Below are 16806 nucleotides of genomic sequence, written 5' to 3'. Positions count from 1 at the left end.
TGTTCCTACGCGGGTGATGGGGTCGTGTACAGCCCGTGGCTCATGCGGCAGCCGACTCGTCGCCGGACCCGGAACGCTTGTCCTCGAGCACGGCGGCGAGCCGGGCAACCTGCGAGGCAGGTTCCGCGAACATGGTCGCGGCCTGGGACATCTTGGCCTTGAACGCACCAGCTGCCTTGCTCAACAGCACCTCGCGGCTGTCCAGCTCGGCGAGCTCGTCGATCTCGTTGACGGAAAGCGGACGGCCGTCCATGTATCCGCCCTTGATCACAAGAGCCTTGTTGTCCTTCGCGAAGTTCTTCAGGGCCTTGGCGGCCTCGACCGGCTCGTCCTCGACGAACGCGATGGCCGTCGGCCCGATGAAGAGATCGTCGAGCCCTTCGACGCCCGCATCCTGTACGGCGCGCCGGACAAGGGTGTTCTTCGCGATCCGGTACTTGGTGCCCGAGCCGAGGGTGCGACGCAGCTGATTGAGCTGAGCCACGGACAGACCCGTGTATTCGGTGATGACTGCTGCCGAGCTGTTGCGGAATCGATCCGCGATCTCGGCGACGGCCTCCACCTTCTCCCGAGTCGCCATGGTCGCCTCCTCTCGTGGCGTTAGTTGATCAGCAGACCGAGAGCGGCCCAGAAGGCCCGGAGACGACGAAACGCCCCGGCACAGGACGGCGCGGGGCGTGACACTCATGGCGGGAGCACCCGCCGAGAAGCCTCGTTCCTCCTACGCCGGCCGCCCGCTCGCCTGCGGATCCTTCGTTGAGACGCACCGGAGTGCGACTCAAGACCAACGGTCTTCGGTAGAACCAAGAAACAAGGATACGCCTACGCCCGAACGGTCGCCGCGGTGGGGTCGCTCGGCCCGGAACACGGAGACGTCGGGCACGCCCACGTCACCACGGACAGTCGCATATCCGGCATCATGGGTGACGTGGTGCAGCAGCCGAGTCAGCCGGGTGAGGACCCACGGGAGGCCGATCCGCCGCGCGGACCGGGCGAGCGGCCTGCCGGTGACCACGCCCGGCACGAGCCCGACGATACCCGACCCGGGGATCGCCAGTCCGGCGTTACCCGGTCCGAGGACTCACTGTCCGGGGACTCACTGCAGCCGTTCACACCCGCGGACGCCGCACCTGCCGGACCGGCTCCGCCGGGCACCGGGTGGCAGGACGGGACCGATCCCGGTGCTGCGCTGGACCCCGAGCAGCTTCGCCAGTTCCAGCAGTTCCAGCAATTCCAGCAGTTCCAACGATTCCAGGAGCTGCAGCGTCAGAAGGGCGCCGAAGCGCCCCAGCACGGCACGGACGTGCCCCCGCCACCGGTCCCCTACGGGTACTATCCCTACCCACCGCGGCCACCGCTATGGCGCCGACTGCTGAACAAGTTCGTACGGCGGCTGGTCTACGTGGCCGTCGCGATCGTCGGGCTGATCATCGCCGCCAACCTAGCCTTCGACTACCTCTTCGGTTCCTCCGACGACGGCGACCGCCCCGCCGAGGAAACCGGCGGCGGGACCTACGAGACGAACCAGATCCTCTCGACATCGCCGCAGGAGTCCGTCCGGATGGTGTACCAGACCATCGCGCAGGGACGGGCCGACCTGGCTTGCGCGAGCTTCGCCGACGACATCCAGCCGCGGTTCGCGCGCAACATGGGCGCTGCCGACTGCCGGGCGGCCGTCGAGTCACTCCACCAGGAGGTCACCAGCCGGAACAACTACGCAGAGCCGACCTTCCCGCAGGATATGGAACCGGCCCCGGAAGCGGACACCGTGCGGGTCAGCTCCTGCGAGATGCAGGTCCGCGACGGTCCCGAGCTCGGTCTGTTCACGGTCAGCCGGGTCGAGCAAGGGCAGTGGTTGATCACCGATCACGACCCCGAACCCGATCCCTGCCCCGGAGCCGGGAGTGGCGGCTGAGCCGGTGCCGGAATGCTTCGAGGGGAGGCCCGCTCCGGGACCTCCCCTCGGTGATCGTGCTCGTCGTCGAGCTACGCGGCTTCGTCGCCGAGCATGTGGCGAGTGCGCGTGTGGTCGACAGGTATACCCGGCCCCATCGTCGTGGTGAATGTGACCCTCTTCAGGAACCGGCCCTTCGCCGCCGACGGCTTGGACCGCAGGACTTCGTCCAGCGCCGCGGCGTAGTTCTCCACGAGCTGCTCTGGCGTGAACGAGGTCTTGCCGATGATCAGGTGCAGGTTCGCCTGCTTGTCCACGCGGAAGCTGACCTTCCCGCCCTTGATGTCGGCGATCGCCTTCGTCACGTCCGTAGTCACGGTGCCGGTCTTCGGGTTCGGCATCAGCCCGCGCGGACCGAGCACGCGGGCGATCTTTCCGACCTTGGCCATCTGGTCCGGCGTCGCGATCGCGGCATCGAACTCGAGCCAGCCACCCTGGATACGCTCGATGAGTTCGTCCGATCCGACCACGTCGGCGCCCGCTGCCTCGGCCTCGGCAGCCTTGTCGCCGGTGGCGAACGCGATGACGCGGGCGGTCTTTCCTGTGCCGTGCGGCAGGTTCACGGTGCCGCGGACCATCTGGTCGGCCTTGCGTGGATCCACGCCGAGCCGCATGGCGACCTCGACGGTGGCGTCCATCTTCGTCTTCGAAGTCTGCTGGGCGAGCTTCACGGCCTCCAACGGCGTGTACAGCCGGTCGCGGTCGATCAGCTCGGATGCCTGGCGATAGGCTTTGCTGCGCTTAGTCATGTGCTGTCCTTCTGCTCTCGTGGATCAGTTGTGGTACAGGCCAGCGCCCGGCCTCCCACGGTGCCGCCCGCCTGGCAGGCGAGCGCGCGAAACGCTACTCGATCGTCAACCCCATGGACCTGGCGGTGCCAGCCACGATCTTGGCGGCCTGCTCCTCGTCCTCCACGTTGAGATCGGGCTTCTTCGTCTCCGCGATCTCCTTGACCTGGTCCCAGGTGACCTTGGCGACCTTGTTCCGGTGTGGCTCGCTGCTGCCCTTGTCCACACCCGCGGCCTTCAGCAGCAGCTTAGCCGCCGGCGGGGTCTTGAGCTTGAAGTCGAACGAGCGGTCCTCGAACACGGAGATCTCGACCGGCACCACGTTGCCGCGCTGCGACTCGGTGGCGGCGTTGTAGGCCTTGCAGAACTCCATGATGTTCACACCGTGCTGACCCAAGGCTGGACCAACCGGCGGGGCCGGGTTCGCCTGCCCGGCCTCGATCTGCAGCTTGATAATTGCTGCGAGCTTTTTCTTCTTCTTGGGTGGCATCCTGTGTTTCCTAATTTCCTTGACCTGTCCGCGACACCGGAACGGCGCCGCGCCTGTTCCCGACCCGATCCTGCCTGTGTATCGGGTGGAAGCCTGGTCGGTGCTGTCAGATCTTGGAGACCTGGTTGAACGACAGCTCGACGGGAGTCTCCCTGCCGAAGATCGACACCAGCACCTTCAGCTTCTGAGCGCCCGCGTCGACCTCGGAGATCGTGGCCGGAAGCGTGGCGAACGGGCCGTCCATGACCGTCACCGACTCGCCGACCTCGAAATCGACCTCGACAACCTCGGCCCCCTTTTCCTGAGCCTCGGCCTCTGCGCCCTTGCTCTCCTTGGCAGCGGGAGCCTGCTCCTCCTTGGGCAGGAGGAACTTCATGACCTCGTCCACGCTCAACGGGGACGGGTGCGAGGTCGCGCCGACGAATCCGGTTACTCCGGGAGTGTTCCGGACCGCGCTCCAGGAGGCGTCGTTGAGGTCCATCCGGACCAGGACGTAGCCCGGCAGGACCTTACGCTTGACCTGCTTACGCTGGCCGTTCTTGATCTCGGTGACCTCCTCGGTCGGCACCTCGATCTGGAAGATGTAGTCCTCGACATCCAAGGTTTGCCGTCGAGTTTCCAGGTTGGTCTTGACCCTGCTCTCGTAGCCGGCATAGGAGTGCACGACGTACCACCGTCCCGGCTTGCTACGCAGCTCGGCGCGCAGCGCGGCGGCCTCGTCCACCGGTTCGGCCCGGCTCTCCTCCGAGCCGCCTTCCCGGACGCCGCCCGCATCACCGGAAACCTCGTCCTCCGGCTGGTCGTCCGCGCCATCGGCCCGGCCGGCCTCGGCCGTCTCGGCGGCCTCGGTGCCCTCGCGCTCGTCCTCCCCCGGAAGCGCCGCAGGCACGTCACCGCCCTCCGAAGCATCCGCCGTGAAGTCCTCACCCTGCTCACCGTCGGCAGCGGTCGAGGCATCGGCAGTAGCCACCTCGGTGTACTCCTCGGCCCCTGCCGCGCCGTTCTCGGACGTCACTGTGAAGTCCTTTCTCTGTCTCGTGTGCAAGGTATCCGGCGCCTCCCGCTGGCGAGGTACTCAGCCGAATATGGCGAACACCACTCTGGCGAACAGCAGGTCCAGCGCCCAGACGAGCCCGATCATGAAGAGCATGAAGGCCAGTACCACGACCGTGTAGGTGCTCATCTGTTTCCGTGTCGGCCAAACCACCTTGCGGAGTTCGCCCAACACCTCGCGGATGTACCGCACGATCCGCTGGTGCAGCGGCTGCTTTTCCTCGATGGTGCCCGCCTTGGCTGCGGACCCCTCTCGACCACTCGAGGAACCAGCACCTGGACCGGGACCAGACGGCTTACCCTGCGGGTTCGCCTGGTCGCGGTTGTTCCGCCCGTTTCCTTTCCGCGCGGAGCCACGCCGCCCACGCCGAGACGCGGCGTTGTCCGGACGAGAAGGACGCTGCGCGTCGTCTTCCTTGTCCTTGTCGCCGTCCTCGCTCACGAGCCACTCCTCCGCTGCGCCTGATGGTTCATCTTGCAGGGGTGACAGGACTTGAACCCGCAACCTGCGGTTTTGGAGACCGCTGCTCTGCCAGTTGAGCTACACCCCTTCGTCCGGCCGGCCGCCGCACGAGCCGACCGCACATATGCTGGACACCACGACCTCACCCCGGATTCCCTCGCGGGGTCGATGAAGTGGAGGTTCCAACTCCGGAAGTGTACGGCAACGCGCAGCACGGGCTGCAACCGCGTCCCTCTGACGGCACTTCCGGCGATGATACCCCGCCCCGACCGGCGACGCGATTTCCGCGGCGCACCGCGGCCGTGAAACCATGGGGCCATGGTCACACCCGACGGTGCTCGCACAACAACACCCACGACGTCGCCCCGGCGTGTCTCCACACGGATCGCCGCGATCACACCCTCGGCAACGCTGGCGGTCGACGCGAAGGCCGGCGAGCTCAAGGCGAAGGGACGCCCGGTCATCGGGTTCGGTGCGGGCCAGCCCGACTTTCCCACGCCCGAGTACATTCTCTCGGCTGCGGAGGAAGCGGTACACCAGCGAGTGAATCACGGCTACACGGCAGCCGCAGGCCTTCCCGAGCTGCGGGAAGCGATCGCCACCAAGACCGAACGCGACTCCGGCGTCGCGATCGAGCCGTCCCAGGTCCTGGTCACCAACGGCGGCAAGCAGGCGGTGTACTCGGCGATGGCCACGCTCTGCGACCCGGGTGACGAGGTCCTGCTCCCGGCCCCGTACTGGACGACGTATCCCGAGTCGATCAAGCTAGCCGGCGGTGTTCCCGTGCAGGTCACCGCGGACGAGTCCACCGGTTACCGGGTCACGGTCGAGCAGCTCGAGGCCGCACGGACCGAGCGCACCAAGGCGCTGCTGTTCAACTCCCCGTCGAACCCGACCGGTGCTGTCTACCCGCGGGAGGAGGTCGAGGCCATCGGGAGGTGGGCGCTGGAGCACGGGATCTGGGTGATCACCGACGAGATCTACGAGCACCTGGTCTACGACGGCGCGCGGGCGCACTCGATCCCGGCCGTCGTCCCGGAGCTCGCCGAGACCACCCTGGTGCTCAACGGGGTCGCCAAGACCTACTCCATGACGGGCTGGCGCGTCGGCTGGATAGCGGGCCCGCAGGACGTCATCAAGGCAGCCGCGTCCTACCAGTCGCACCTGTGCGGCAACGTGGCCAACGTCTCGCAGTGTGCCGCGCTCGCCGCGGTCGCGGGCCCACTGGACGCCGTCGCCGAGATGCGCGCGGCCTTCGACTCCCGGCGCAGGAAGATCGTCGAGCTGCTCGACCGGATCCCCGGCGTCGACTGCCCGACACCGCAGGGCGCGTTCTACGCGTACCCCTCGGTCAAGGCGCTGCTCGGCAAGCCGTTGCGTGGCTCGACGCCGACGAACACCGTCGAGCTGGCCGACCTGCTCCTCGAGCACGCGGAGGTGGCCGTGGTCCCCGGCGAGGCGTTCGGCACGCCCGGCTACTTCCGGTTCTCCTACGCCCTTGCAGAGGAGGACCTCGTTGAAGGCGTTCGCCGGGTGGGCGAGCTCCTCAGCGAGATCAACTGAGCGGACGGGATGGAGCCGAAGGTGACATCGGGTTCTTAGAAGGAGCCGGATGTCACCTTCGGCTCCCACACGCTGGTGGGCCGGCCGGGCGCGCCGTCAGGTCAGGCGCACGGTCGCGGTTGCCTTGCCCAGTACCGGCCTGCCCTCGAACTTGGCGGTGATCGATACCGTGGCGACGTCGTCCTCTACCGCGGTCACGGTGCCCGAACACTCCACGAGCGCACCGTCCTCGTCGTCCGGAACCACCACGGGGCGGGTGAAGCGGGTGGCGTAGGACAGCACCCTTCCCGGGTCGCCAACCCACTCGGTGACGACCCTGCCAGCGATTCCCATCGTCAACATGCCGTGCGCGATCACGCCGGGCAGGCCGACCTCGGATGCCACCCGGTCGCTGTAGTGGATGGGGTTGAAGTCCAGCGAGGCCCCCGCGTAGCGCACCAAGTCGCCGCGTGTAACGCGGACACTCAGCTGCGGAAGCTCGTCCCCGACCCGTGTCGTCATTGTTCCCCCCGGACGACCAGCTGGGCACGTCCGGTACAGACCAGCTCGCCGCTGTCGGTGTGTATCTCGGCGCGCAGCGTCAGGAAGTCGTTGCCCGCGCGCGCGAAAATACTGTCCACATGCGTGGTGACCTCGAGCCGGTCTCCGGCATGCACGGGACGTTCGTGGACGAAACTCTGGTCACCGTGCACCATCCGGTCGTAGTCGAGCCCCAGGTCCGGGTCCGAGACCAACTCGTCGATCGCGCCCAGGTTCACGATGGTCAGAAACGTCGGCGGGGCGATCAAATCCGGGTAGCCCGCGGCTCGCGCGGCTCCGGCATCCCGGCTGAGAGGGCTGGTGTCTCCGACAGCGTCGGCGAACTCCGTGATTTTGGCCCGGCTCACCTCGTAGACCTCGCTTGGCGGGTACGAGCGGCCGATGAGCGACTGATCCAATCCCACGCGATCAGCCTACCGGCCCGGCCACCGCGCGATGGACGGTGCCGACCCTGCGGCCACGACCGCTTCGGGACACCGACCACACCACCACGGGGCGCCCGGACCGGACAGCCGGCCTAGCGGGTCTCCTTGTGCATCCGGTGCGTGCCGCAGTTCATGCAGAACTTCTTCATCTCCAAGCGGTCCGGGTCGTTGCGCCGGTTCTTCTTGGTGATGTAGTTGCGGTGCTTGCACTCCTCGCACGCCAGCGTGATCTTCGGTCGTACGTCGGTTGTCGCCACGGCAGGCACCTTTCTCTGCTTACTCGTCGATCCACCCTGCAGGCATGCCGGGGCTTGCCGAAACGCTGCCCTGCCGGGGTGACCAGGGCTGCTGCCACGCCCTGACTCATCAGAGGCCATCAGACCTCGGCAAACTCGCGTGGAACGCACCAGGATCCTCGTCTCGCAGGCGCACTCCACACGGTCTGCGGTAGCGGGAGCGGGACTCGAACCCGCGACACCACGATTATGAGCCGTGTGCTCTAACCACCTGAGCTATCCCGCCGTTGCCGTCCACGCCGCCACCAGGGTACCTCCGGTGCGGCGGGCTGCCTTCCGCGCAACGACGTGCCTGTACCCGGGCACGCCAGGAGGCGGTGAGCAGCGCACGCAGCCGAGCCCCAATACGGATTCGAACCGTAGACCTTCTCCTTACCATGGAGATGCTCTGCCACTGAGCTATTGGGGCAGCGCGCTCATCATCGCGAGCGCAAGAAAAACTGTACACAGTGCCCGAGCACGGGAGGCAAGCGGGGTCGGTTCACGCCCCGCGCCCGCCCCCCGGGGTCCGGGCGCGGGCGGCACCGGCGCTCAGTTGAGCAGCGTGAGCACGTCCTCCGACTGGCGGTCCACCGCGCGGGTGGTGCGGGCGTGCAACCAGGCTTCCAACCGCCTCTCGGACAGCGGCCGCGAGATCAGGTAGCCCTGTGCGACATCACACCCCATCGACTCGAGCTGATCCCGCGCCACGTCCTCCTCGACGCCCTCCGCGACCACCGTCAGCCCGAGCGAGTGCCCGAGCTCCACGATGGAGCGCACCACGGCAAGATCACCAAGGTCCGTCCCCATCCCCAGGACGAAGCTCTTGTCGATCTTGACCTCGTCCACGGGTAGCTGGCGCAGGTACGCCAGCGAGGAGTAGCCGGTGCCGAAGTCGTCAACGGCCAACACGACCCCGAGGGCGTGCAGTTCGCGCAGCACCGGCAGCGCGCGTTGCGGGTTGGACATCACACCCGACTCGGTCAGTTCCAGCGTCAGCAGCTCCGGAGGCACCGCGAAACGTTCGAGCGCCGCGGCGACCTGTTCGGGGAACTCGGCGTCCAGCAGGGTGCGCACCGACAGGTTCACCGCAACGGAGATGCGCAGCCCCTCGTCCAGCCACCTCCGCACACGTGCCAATGCCTCATCGAGCACGAACGAGGTCAGCGCGCCGATCAGCCCGGCGGCCTCGATCGCCGGAACGAACTCGTCAGGGTGGAGCTTGCCGAACTCGGGGTGTTCCCAGCGCACCAGGGCCTCGACACCGCGTACGTGCCTGCTGGGCAGGGAGACCTTCGGCTGGTAGTGGACCGAGACCTCCCCGTTCTCCAGTGCCTGCCTCAGCTGCGTGACCAGCTGGAACCGCCGCATGAAGATCTGGCCCATGCTGGGGACGTACCCGCGCACCTCCTCACCGCTGCGGGTGGCCCGCACCGCGACGTCGGCGCGCTGCAACAGACCGTTGATATCGACCTGGCTCGGGCTCTCCTCCACGTCGATGCTGGCGTAACCCACCGACGCGTTAGCTTCCACCGTGAGCTTGTCCACGGCGTATGGTGCCGACAGCTCGGCCCGGAGCCGTTCGGCGATCGTGCGGGCCTCGGTTTGCTCGCACTCGGTGAGCAGTGCGGCGAACGACGCGCCCTCCAGCCGCGCCACCGGGACCAGCGAGCCGAGCACGTCGCGCATGCGGCGGCCTGCGACGACCAGCATCCGGTCGGCCCAGGCGTAGCCGAGCGCATCGGAGACGGTGGAGAACACGTCGAGATCGACGCGCACGACAACGGTCCCGGCCTGCTCCTCCAAGGTGCCTCGCGCGACCTGGCAGAAGCCCGGCCGGTTGAGCAGCCCGGTCAGCGGGTCGTGGTAGGCGTCGTGCCGCAGGGTGGCCATCAGCCGCCGGTTGTCGAGCGCGGTAGCCAGGTGCGCCGCCATAGTGCCGATGAGCTGGATGTCCGCGGAACCGAACCCGCGCCACCGGGACAGCCGGTCGTGCGCCTCCAGCACACCGAGAAGCTGGTTGGCACTGCGCAGCGGCACCACGAGCACCTCGTCGGCACCACGTGCCCGCAGGGCCGCGCCGACGTCCTCCGTCGCGTCGGAACCGCGGAACAGCCGGGCGTGCGTGCCCGGCAGGCGCACGATCGAGTCGTCGAGATGCCCCTTGCCTGCCGGAGGCACCGGGTCGCCAGCGACCACGGTATGCGTGCCCTCTGGACCGTCCAGCCGCAGCCGTAGCACGATGCGGCGCGCGGAGAGCTGATCCTTGATGCGCTCCGCGAGGGTGAACCATTCACTCGCGGCGAACTCGTGGGCGAGGTCGTCACGGTCGCCTGCGGGCTTGGCCGCGGCGTGCCGGCCCGAGCGCGCGACCATGAGGCTGACGTCGGTGAGCGCCTCGAGGTCACGCTGCTCCCGCAGCAGGCCGGAGTACGCCCAGTACAGCGCGGCGAGGCCGAGAGCGACCGCGAACACCAACGGCCAGGCATACTGCACGTCGGTGACGATGAGATAGGCACTGAGCCCGACGGCGGCATTGATGAAACCCACCACGAGCACGCGCCCCATCAGGCGCAGACCCGTGCCCGCACGCATCCGCCGCCGCAACACCCACACGGCGCAGAGCGCCAGGATGGTGCTGGCCACCGGCGCGCTCACGGTCCCGACGAAGGCGGCGAGCCACTGCGTCCCTACGGGGCCGGTCAGCGCGGCGACCAGCCCGGCCATCGCGAACGCCACGGTGATCTCGATGGTCATCACACCGGTGTTGTAGAGCACACGACCGGAGACCTTGCGTGCGATCAGGGTCCCGACACCCGCCACGAGGTGCGCGGCGAGCACCACCTCGAACGGGCCGACCATCAGACCGATCACCAGCGGGATCTCGGTGAACGAGATCGTCCACGAGATGCCGCTGCGCACGTCGACGTTGATGGCGAGCTGCTCGGCGATGACGAACCCTGCGGCCAGCGCGAGCCCGATCCACAGCAGATCAGCCGAGTAGTCGAACGGCAGCCAGACTCCCACTGCGACGGCGCCGGACACCGCGATCGCGACCACGATGAGCGTGTAGTGGTAGAACCTACGCTCGTCGACCGGCCGGCCCCGCTGGTGAGCGCGCTGTTCGGCCGACCGATCCGAACCCGTCGCAGCGCGACCGTCCTCGGCGCCTACGTCGTCCGCCATGAACCCTCCTCCCGGCCATCCGCAGCGACCGAGTACATCGATCGATCGATAGGCTCGTCGATCGGCATGACCCGGCGTACGTAGCTTGCCTTGTTCCGGGCCGCTACGCCAAGACACATTCGAGCAGACACTCTACCTCCGCCAGGGGAATACGACCCGACTTACGGGTTGCGGTCGCAGCCGAGCGTGACCAAGCGCCGGGTACGGGCCGGGCCCGGACCGCGTCCAAGCACGGGTAACCCTGGCCGCCGTGCCCGGCTGCCACCGCTCGGTGCCGCCGCGTACGACGTCACCCGGCAGGGTCCTCGTGAGCTGCCAGGATGGTCGTGACGACCTCGTCGAAGCCGCCTGCCACCCGGTCCGCTCCCGCGGTGGCCAGTTGCTCCCTTCCGTGTACACCGGACGTGACCGCGATGGACCGCATCCCCGCGGCCTTCGCCATCGCCAGGTCGTGGGTCGTATCCCCGACCATGACGGCGCGGTCCCCCGAGACGCCGCAGCGGCGCATGATCAGGCGCCCCATCTCGGGGTCCGGCTTGGGACGCGACACCTGGTCGGCACCAACGACCATCGCGAATCGGTCCCGAAGCCCCGCGGCCGCCAACAGAGCGTCGGCGCCCGCGTGGGACTTGCTGGTGGCCACCGCCAGGGTGAACCCGGCGTCACACAAGGTCGCCAGCCCTCGCGGCACCCCCGGGAACGGGAGGCTTCTCGCCTTCGGCAGGGCGATCTCGTCGAACAACGCCCGGTACTGTCGCGTCCCCCTGGTCACCGTCGGGTCGTCCGCCGGCAGTCCCAGCATCGTCGAGAACGCCTGTTCCAGGGGAAGACCGATGGACGCGCGAATCTCCGCGGCGTCGGGGACGGCGACGTCGATGGAGGTCAGCGCCGCCGTGCAGGTCTCAACGATCAGACCTGGCGTGTCGAGCAACGTTCCGTCCAGGTCACATGCGATGACGAACGTCACGGCATCCTTTCCGAGATCCGCGGGAACGTGGTGAACCCGCATCGACAACGGTGCCTCCGGGGCGTCACCGCCGGGCGAGGTTATCAACTCGATAAACCCGCTGCGTATCCATTCCCTTCCCGCGTGACATGCAGGAAAATCAGCGCTGTAAGGAACTTTGTCTACATACCGGGCGAATTGCCACAACCGGGTCACCGGCCATCGCCCGTCGACCGGGGCAACCGGACGCACGCCTTCCTCCGGGAAACTCCGCCCGGCGGGGAGTGACCAGACCCGCACGGCGGCCGTGCGGATGCGGCTGCGAAAGCAACCCATGGAGTCGCGTGTGACGGCGATGCCGACTGACCTCCGACGGACCGTTTCCGCGATCGTTCTCGCCGCGTTCATGTTCCTCGCCGGTATGGCGAACCTCGCGGGAACCGGAGCGGCGGGCGACGCGATAAGACCGGCCAACCACACGTCCGCGTCCGAAGGCACCGGTCGCGCGTTCGTCTGGCCGACCACCGGATGGGTCGCCGCGAACGACACGTATGTCGGCGGCGTGCACCACCCGGGCGCGGCCGACATCGCCGCCCCGCACCACACACCGGTACGAGCGGCCCGTGCCGGTCGCGTGGTGTCCACCGGGTGGAGCGACGTCAGCGGCTGGTACGTACGGATCGAGCACACCGCTGCCGGCTCCTACTACTACTTGACCAGCTATACGCACCTGCTCGAGAGGCCGCGCGTACGTGAAGGGGACGTCGTCTCGGCCGTTGCCGGGGGTGGAACCGTCCTCGGCTACGGCAGCCGTACCGGCAACGCCAACATGAGTGGCCCGCACACCCACTTCAGCATCAGACGAGTGGACAAGGTAACCGGCAGGGTCGAACAGCTGAGCATCCCCGGGCTCACCATCGGAAGCTGGGTCGACAGCGGCGACCACATACCCGGCTCCTACAGCGGCCTGACACCGATACCGGTGGAGCCAGCACGCCCCTTCGACGTACGGGTCACCGAGCGTCACGGGCTCGGCATGTACGCCTCGACCCGGCGGCGGGGCGACGACTACCTCGGAGCGATCCCGCAAGGCACCGTCGTCACCGTCACCGGCAGTGAACGCGGGCAGTACCGGGTGCGGCACGACGGCCGTACGGGCTGGGTCGCGCACTCCGGAACCAGACCGGCCGGTTCCACCGCTACGGGAGTCCGGGTCACGACCCGGTACGCGACGGTCAACGTACGACGCTCGCCCGGCGGGCCCGTGATCGGTGTCGTGCGGGGCGGTACGCGCCTGACCGGGTTCGGTACCGACGAGTCCGGAACATGGAACCGCGTGCAGTGGCGATGCACCCCGGCGACGAACCGCAGCGACGTGACAGCCGACCGCACCCGCGAGACCGGCGGGTGCCCGGACCTGTCCTCGACGCAGTCCATGAAGTACGGCTGGATCAGCGGCGGTGTCAGCTACCCCACTTCCTACTTCCCGACCCGCACGCGCGTCAGCGGGGTGACCGTCTACGGCGACGTCGTCGTCGACGGCCTGAGCCGCCCGGACTACGACGTCACGCTCGGCTCGCTCGGGATTCGTGCCTGGGTGACCGTGACCGGCAGCAGGAACGGCTGGTACCGGATCGACTACGGCGGCACACGTGGCTGGATCCGCGGGTGGCTCACCGCAGGACGGCAGTAGCCGCCGGGCACGCCGTCCCGGCGCCGCGCGCGACCCGATATCCCACGACGTGGGGCCCACTGGGGACGGAAACCCTAGGGAGCCGCACCCAGCCGGACACGGCCGGACACACGAAAGCGCCCCGCTGCCTGCTCTCTCGCAGGCCAGCGGGGCGCCTGTGCTGGGTGGCGGGTGAGGGATTCGAACCCCCGAAGGCTAGGCCAGCTGATTTACAGAGAGACGAACGTAGCGGTTGTGACCTGCAATAATGTTGCCTGTGACCCTGCCATGGGCAGGCATCAGGCACACTAACCCGTTTCACCCCCTGTCGGAGCGGTAAGTAAGCCTTATCCTGAAGGCGTGAGTGAGAACGAGACCACCATCCGCACCGAGGATCAACCCTCGTGGGCTGAGGTCGTGCGGCAGACCGAGCAAGGCGAGACCGTCGCGGTGATCGCTGGCGGCGAACATGTCGCGGATGTGGTGCCCTCGCAGGAACTCGATCGCCTCCGCGAGACCGTCGAGATACTCTCGGATACCGATCTCGTCCGCGACCTGCGTGATGGTCTGGCCGATCTGAACGCGGGGCGCGTGGTCTCGGCTGAGCAGGTCGCAGAGGATCTTCGCAACCGCGTCGCGGATGAATGACCCGGCCGGCTCGCTACGAGGTCGCGTTCACGCGCGCCGCGCGACGGAGCCTGCACAAGCTTCCGCTTACCGTGGCCCAAGCGCTGCACGAGCTGCTCACCGGCCCGGTCGCTGACAATCCCTACCGCCTGGGTAAACAGCTCGATGCTCCCTACGACGGAGTGTGGAGCACCCGCCGCGGCGACTACCGCGCGCTCTACACGATCGACGAGGCCGAGAAGATCGTGACGGTCATCGCCGTCGCGCACCGGCGCGACGCCTACCGTGCACGGTGAGCCTTCGACGAGCGGGGCGTGCCCGGCGGGCCGCAAGGCTGATGATCAGCGGAATTGGGGCGGTGGGCAGCGAGGAAGTCGTCGACGATGCGGGAGCAGAAGTGCTGGTCGCTGGGTTGTTGGGTGACGAGACGGTTAAAGATGAGTGGTCCGGCCAGTTGCGCGATGGCGATGTCGGGGTCGATGTCGTCGAGTTCGTTCTGGTCTGCGGCGTCGGCGAGGACGGTATCGAAGGGCTTCCGGTAGTGCTCGATGATGCGGTCGCGAAGTTGCCGTAGCCTTGGCCGGTCGCTGTGGTGTTGCTCATGCTCTGGGTGTGCCCCTAGGCCGAGCCAGGACAGCAAGGTCGCGTGCAGCGGCGCATGCTGTATCAACTCGGCCTGTCGGGTCATCAGGCTCAACAGGCGATCCCGCAACGTGCCCGATTCGGGTGCCGGAGTCACCGGCGGGATGAGGCGTTCGAAGGCGGCGGCCACGAGTTCGGCTCCGGTGGCGAAATGCCGGTAAAGGGTGGCGCGGGAGACCCCGGACGCGCTGGTGACCGCATCGATGGTGACGGCCTCGACACCACCTTCAGCCAGCAGGCCTGCGGCGGCGTCAATCAGCAGTGCACGGGAACGGGCCACCCGCGGATCACGCTCAGCCGCCTCCGACCACGACGGCCCATCGCGAGCGGCGCTCGCCCCAGTAGACGTGATGTTATGCATACTCTGTACTCCTTGCCGCCCTACGATGCCACGTCGCCTCTGCCGCATCAGGGATTGTGAACGGCCCGTCTCCGTGTGAGACTAACAGTATCGTAGCGAGACTAGCAGTTCATTAAGGTGGCGCGATGACGGCGCAGCAACCCGATTACCCCCGGGGCAGCGCCCCGGCGCGTCTTCCGCTGCACAGCCCTCGGTGCATGGGGTGCGGGCCGGACAATCCCGCCGGACTGAGGATGCGGGCCTTCCGCGATGGGGACGAAGTCAACGCGGATGTGGTGTTCGACGAGCACCACGTGGGCGCACCGGGACTGGCCCACGGTGGGGCGGTCGCGGCGGCCTGCGACGACCTGCTCGGGTTCGCGTTGTTCGTCGCCGAGACCGCAGCGGTGACTCGCTCGCTGAGCATCGAGTACCTGGCCCCGGTGCCGCTGCACGAAACCCACCGGATCACCGCACGGATCCAAGCGCAAGACGCCCGACGGCTGAACATAGCCGCCACCGGCGCCGGTCCCGACGGCACAGTGCGGTTCACCGCTGAGGCCGTGTTCATCGTCGTCTCGTTGCAGCACTTCCTGCGACACGGCGACCCCGACGGGGTTTGGCGCCTGCTCGACCGGCTCACCGACGGCAACGCCGACGAGGCTTTGCGCACAGCCGCAGAGCTGCCGGAGCACCCACAGCCAGGCACCGAGGAAGGTGGATGGTCGTCGTGACACACGCCTCGCCACACGCCGACGAATCGGCCGAGCCGCGTCACGGCGGGCGCACGCGCTGGCGCCGGTTCGCGGGACTGTTGGTGCCGGCCCTGCTGATCGCGGTCGTGATGGTGTTCGGGGTGTTGCACGGTGTATTGCCGATCGCGGTCGCTGCGGAAGGACAGCAGCGCATCAAGGTCGAAATCGAGGAGATGACCGCCACCGGGTACGGCGCCTTCCCACAGTTCTTCGAATCCCAAGATGGCCAGCGGCACCCCGTAGTCGTGGTCGGATTCTCGGACATGCGCGCGACAGGGATGTGCGGCTCAGGCAAGGTCGAAACACCCATCGGCGACTACGTGCTACGCGCAGAGAGTCAGGACGAGGACGGCCAGCCGGTGCAAGCCAGCGACGTCAAACTGGCGATCGAGAACATCGACGGAGCCAACCTCGGCGGCGAAACGCTCTCCCTCAATCGCCACGAGACCGCGCCTGACGGCACGCCGGTTGACTCCGGCCCTGAGGGAACACTGCCGATCACGGCGCGATCAGTCCTGCTCGATGTGCATGCCGACGTCCGCTGGTTAACCACCAGCGGCCTCCGGCTGTCCGGGGTCGATCTCACCGCCGGCACCAACGTGGAGGAATGTTTCTGATGTCCACCTGGAGTCGGTGGCTGAAGCGGGCGAACCAGTGGCGGCGCGACCGACCATTCTGGGCCGGACTGTTCACCCTCGCCGGCGGCACCACCATCCTGATCTTGCCCGCCAACCAATACACCGTGTTCGCCCTTCCCGGCGTCGCCGGGCTCACCGGCTTCCTCTTCGGCGGACTCATCGCCGCCTGTGGCGCGTTCCTCTGGTTCCTACCCGAACAACGTGCCCTGCTCGGCGTCGCGACCGTCCTGCTCGCCCTGGCCTCGTTCGTCTACTCCAACCTCGGCGGCTTCCTCATCGGCATGCTTCTCAGCCTCATCGGCGGCAGCCTCGGATTCGCCTGGACACGCCCATCACCCCAGCTCACACAGAGAGGCCCACAGACCCGCCCCACGCCCCACCCACGCGGTTTGAGCGCACCTCACTGATCCACAGCCCCCGTGGTCCTGCTCGTTCTGGCCTTAAAGATG

The 16806-nt window shown here is 67.7% G+C and carries 19 protein-coding genes and 3 tRNA genes; 8 read left to right on the top strand and 14 right to left on the bottom strand.

Translation table 11 applies throughout. The features are described 5' to 3' along the window. Positions 1–40: 40 nt before the first annotated feature. On the bottom strand, positions 41–580 hold the full coding sequence (gene rplJ, locus H0B56_RS03990) for a 50S ribosomal protein L10 (RefSeq protein WP_180891521.1): 540 nt from the start codon (positions 578–580) through the stop codon (positions 41–43). Positions 581–844: 264 nt separating this feature from the next. Here rplJ and H0B56_RS03985 point away from each other — a divergent pair, with 264 nt between their 5' ends. Next, the gene (locus H0B56_RS03985; protein ID WP_180891520.1) at positions 845–1915 is read left to right on the top strand and encodes a hypothetical protein; all 1071 of its coding nucleotides are present in this window, start codon (positions 845–847) and stop codon (positions 1913–1915) included. A 71-nt stretch (positions 1916–1986) separates the two neighbouring features. Here the strand turns inward: H0B56_RS03985 and rplA are convergent, their stop codons facing one another. From rplA to H0B56_RS03960, 5 genes are all read right to left on the bottom strand, one after another. Next, positions 1987–2703, bottom strand: coding sequence for a 50S ribosomal protein L1 (rplA, locus tag H0B56_RS03980; protein ID WP_180891519.1), 717 nt, complete (start codon positions 2701–2703; stop codon positions 1987–1989). 94 nt (positions 2704–2797) lie between these two features. Then, entirely contained in the window at positions 2798–3232 is a 435-nt protein-coding gene (gene rplK, locus H0B56_RS03975) for a 50S ribosomal protein L11 (protein WP_089302297.1), read from the bottom strand. A gap of 106 nt (positions 3233–3338) precedes the next feature. Continuing rightward, positions 3339–4247 carry a transcription termination/antitermination protein NusG gene (gene nusG, locus H0B56_RS03970; RefSeq protein WP_180891518.1) on the bottom strand — a complete coding sequence of 303 codons (909 nt, stop codon included), beginning with the start codon at positions 4245–4247 and terminating at the stop codon, positions 3339–3341. Positions 4248–4307: 60 nt separating this feature from the next. Next, on the bottom strand, positions 4308–4727 hold the full coding sequence (secE, locus tag H0B56_RS03965; protein WP_180891517.1) for a preprotein translocase subunit SecE: 420 nt from the start codon (positions 4725–4727) through the stop codon (positions 4308–4310). Positions 4728–4763: 36 nt separating this feature from the next. Then, a tRNA-Trp gene (locus H0B56_RS03960) sits at positions 4764–4836 on the bottom strand. A 230-nt stretch (positions 4837–5066) separates the two neighbouring features. Here H0B56_RS03960 and H0B56_RS03955 point away from each other — a divergent pair. Next, positions 5067–6311 carry a pyridoxal phosphate-dependent aminotransferase gene (locus H0B56_RS03955; protein ID WP_180891516.1) on the top strand — a complete coding sequence of 415 codons (1245 nt, stop codon included), beginning with the start codon at positions 5067–5069 and terminating at the stop codon, positions 6309–6311. A gap of 96 nt (positions 6312–6407) precedes the next feature. Here H0B56_RS03955 and H0B56_RS03950 read toward each other — a convergent pair whose 3' ends face one another. From H0B56_RS03950 to H0B56_RS03920, 7 genes are all read right to left on the bottom strand, one after another. Further along, positions 6408–6812: a MaoC family dehydratase gene (locus H0B56_RS03950; RefSeq protein WP_180891515.1), complete on the bottom strand. Its 405-nt coding sequence runs from the start codon at positions 6810–6812 to the stop codon at positions 6408–6410. Next, entirely contained in the window at positions 6809–7255 is a 447-nt protein-coding gene (locus tag H0B56_RS03945; protein ID WP_180891514.1) for an FAS1-like dehydratase domain-containing protein, read from the bottom strand. Before H0B56_RS03945 ends, H0B56_RS03950 begins: the two co-directional genes overlap by 4 nt. A 113-nt stretch (positions 7256–7368) precedes the next feature. Then, a complete protein-coding gene (rpmG, locus tag H0B56_RS23405; RefSeq protein WP_180891513.1) occupies positions 7369–7533 on the bottom strand; it encodes a 50S ribosomal protein L33 in 165 nt (54 codons plus the stop codon). Between the two features lie 191 nt (positions 7534–7724). Further along, positions 7725–7798, bottom strand: a tRNA-Met gene (locus H0B56_RS03935). Between the two features lie 111 nt (positions 7799–7909). Beyond that, positions 7910–7981, bottom strand: a tRNA-Thr gene (locus H0B56_RS03930). A gap of 122 nt (positions 7982–8103) precedes the next feature. Further along, entirely contained in the window at positions 8104–10737 is a 2634-nt protein-coding gene (locus H0B56_RS03925) for a putative bifunctional diguanylate cyclase/phosphodiesterase (protein ID WP_180891512.1), read from the bottom strand. 289 nt (positions 10738–11026) lie between these two features. Next, on the bottom strand, positions 11027–11704 hold the full coding sequence (locus tag H0B56_RS03920) for an HAD-IA family hydrolase (protein WP_180891511.1): 678 nt from the start codon (positions 11702–11704) through the stop codon (positions 11027–11029). Positions 11705–11996: 292 nt separating this feature from the next. On the opposite strand from H0B56_RS03920, the gene H0B56_RS03915 reads away from it, so the two are divergent. The 3 genes from H0B56_RS03915 to H0B56_RS03905 all read left to right on the top strand — a co-directional run bounded on the left by H0B56_RS03915 (position 11997) and on the right by H0B56_RS03905 (position 14278). Continuing rightward, positions 11997–13376 (top strand): peptidoglycan DD-metalloendopeptidase family protein, encoded by a 1380-nt coding sequence (locus H0B56_RS03915; RefSeq protein WP_425484483.1) that lies wholly within the window; start codon positions 11997–11999, stop codon positions 13374–13376. Positions 13377–13715: 339 nt separating this feature from the next. Further along, positions 13716–14003: a hypothetical protein gene (locus H0B56_RS03910; RefSeq protein ID WP_180891509.1), complete on the top strand. Its 288-nt coding sequence runs from the start codon at positions 13716–13718 to the stop codon at positions 14001–14003. Next, positions 14000–14278: a type II toxin-antitoxin system RelE family toxin gene (locus tag H0B56_RS03905; RefSeq protein WP_180891508.1), complete on the top strand. Its 279-nt coding sequence runs from the start codon at positions 14000–14002 to the stop codon at positions 14276–14278. The genes H0B56_RS03910 and H0B56_RS03905 overlap by 4 nt, the downstream gene beginning before the upstream one ends. Here the strand turns inward: H0B56_RS03905 and H0B56_RS03900 are convergent. Further along, on the bottom strand, positions 14263–14985 hold the full coding sequence (locus tag H0B56_RS03900) for a TetR/AcrR family transcriptional regulator (RefSeq protein WP_180891507.1): 723 nt from the start codon (positions 14983–14985) through the stop codon (positions 14263–14265). The genes H0B56_RS03905 and H0B56_RS03900 overlap by 16 nt on opposite strands. A gap of 125 nt (positions 14986–15110) precedes the next feature. Between H0B56_RS03900 and H0B56_RS03895 the strand changes: the two genes are divergently transcribed. Genes H0B56_RS03895 through H0B56_RS03885 form a run of 3 tightly spaced genes read left to right on the top strand, consistent with a single transcriptional unit; the run spans position 15111 to position 16764 of the window. Then, positions 15111–15698: a PaaI family thioesterase gene (locus H0B56_RS03895; RefSeq protein ID WP_180891506.1), complete on the top strand. Its 588-nt coding sequence runs from the start codon at positions 15111–15113 to the stop codon at positions 15696–15698. Continuing rightward, positions 15686–16336 carry a DUF6230 family protein gene (locus H0B56_RS03890; protein WP_180891505.1) on the top strand — a complete coding sequence of 217 codons (651 nt, stop codon included), beginning with the start codon at positions 15686–15688 and terminating at the stop codon, positions 16334–16336. The genes H0B56_RS03895 and H0B56_RS03890 overlap by 13 nt, the downstream gene beginning before the upstream one ends. Next, the gene (locus H0B56_RS03885) at positions 16336–16764 is read left to right on the top strand and encodes a DUF6114 domain-containing protein (RefSeq protein WP_180891504.1); all 429 of its coding nucleotides are present in this window, start codon (positions 16336–16338) and stop codon (positions 16762–16764) included. The genes H0B56_RS03890 and H0B56_RS03885 overlap by 1 nt, the downstream gene beginning before the upstream one ends. The last annotated feature ends 42 nt before the right edge of the window (positions 16765–16806 follow it).

Origin of the sequence: Haloechinothrix aidingensis (assembly GCF_013450155.1) — a bacterium.
Lineage (GTDB): Bacteria > Actinomycetota > Actinomycetes > Mycobacteriales > Pseudonocardiaceae > Haloechinothrix > Haloechinothrix aidingensis.
The sequence above is the reverse complement of the archived record's forward strand: the minus strand, read 5'-3'. Positions and strand labels throughout refer to the sequence as shown.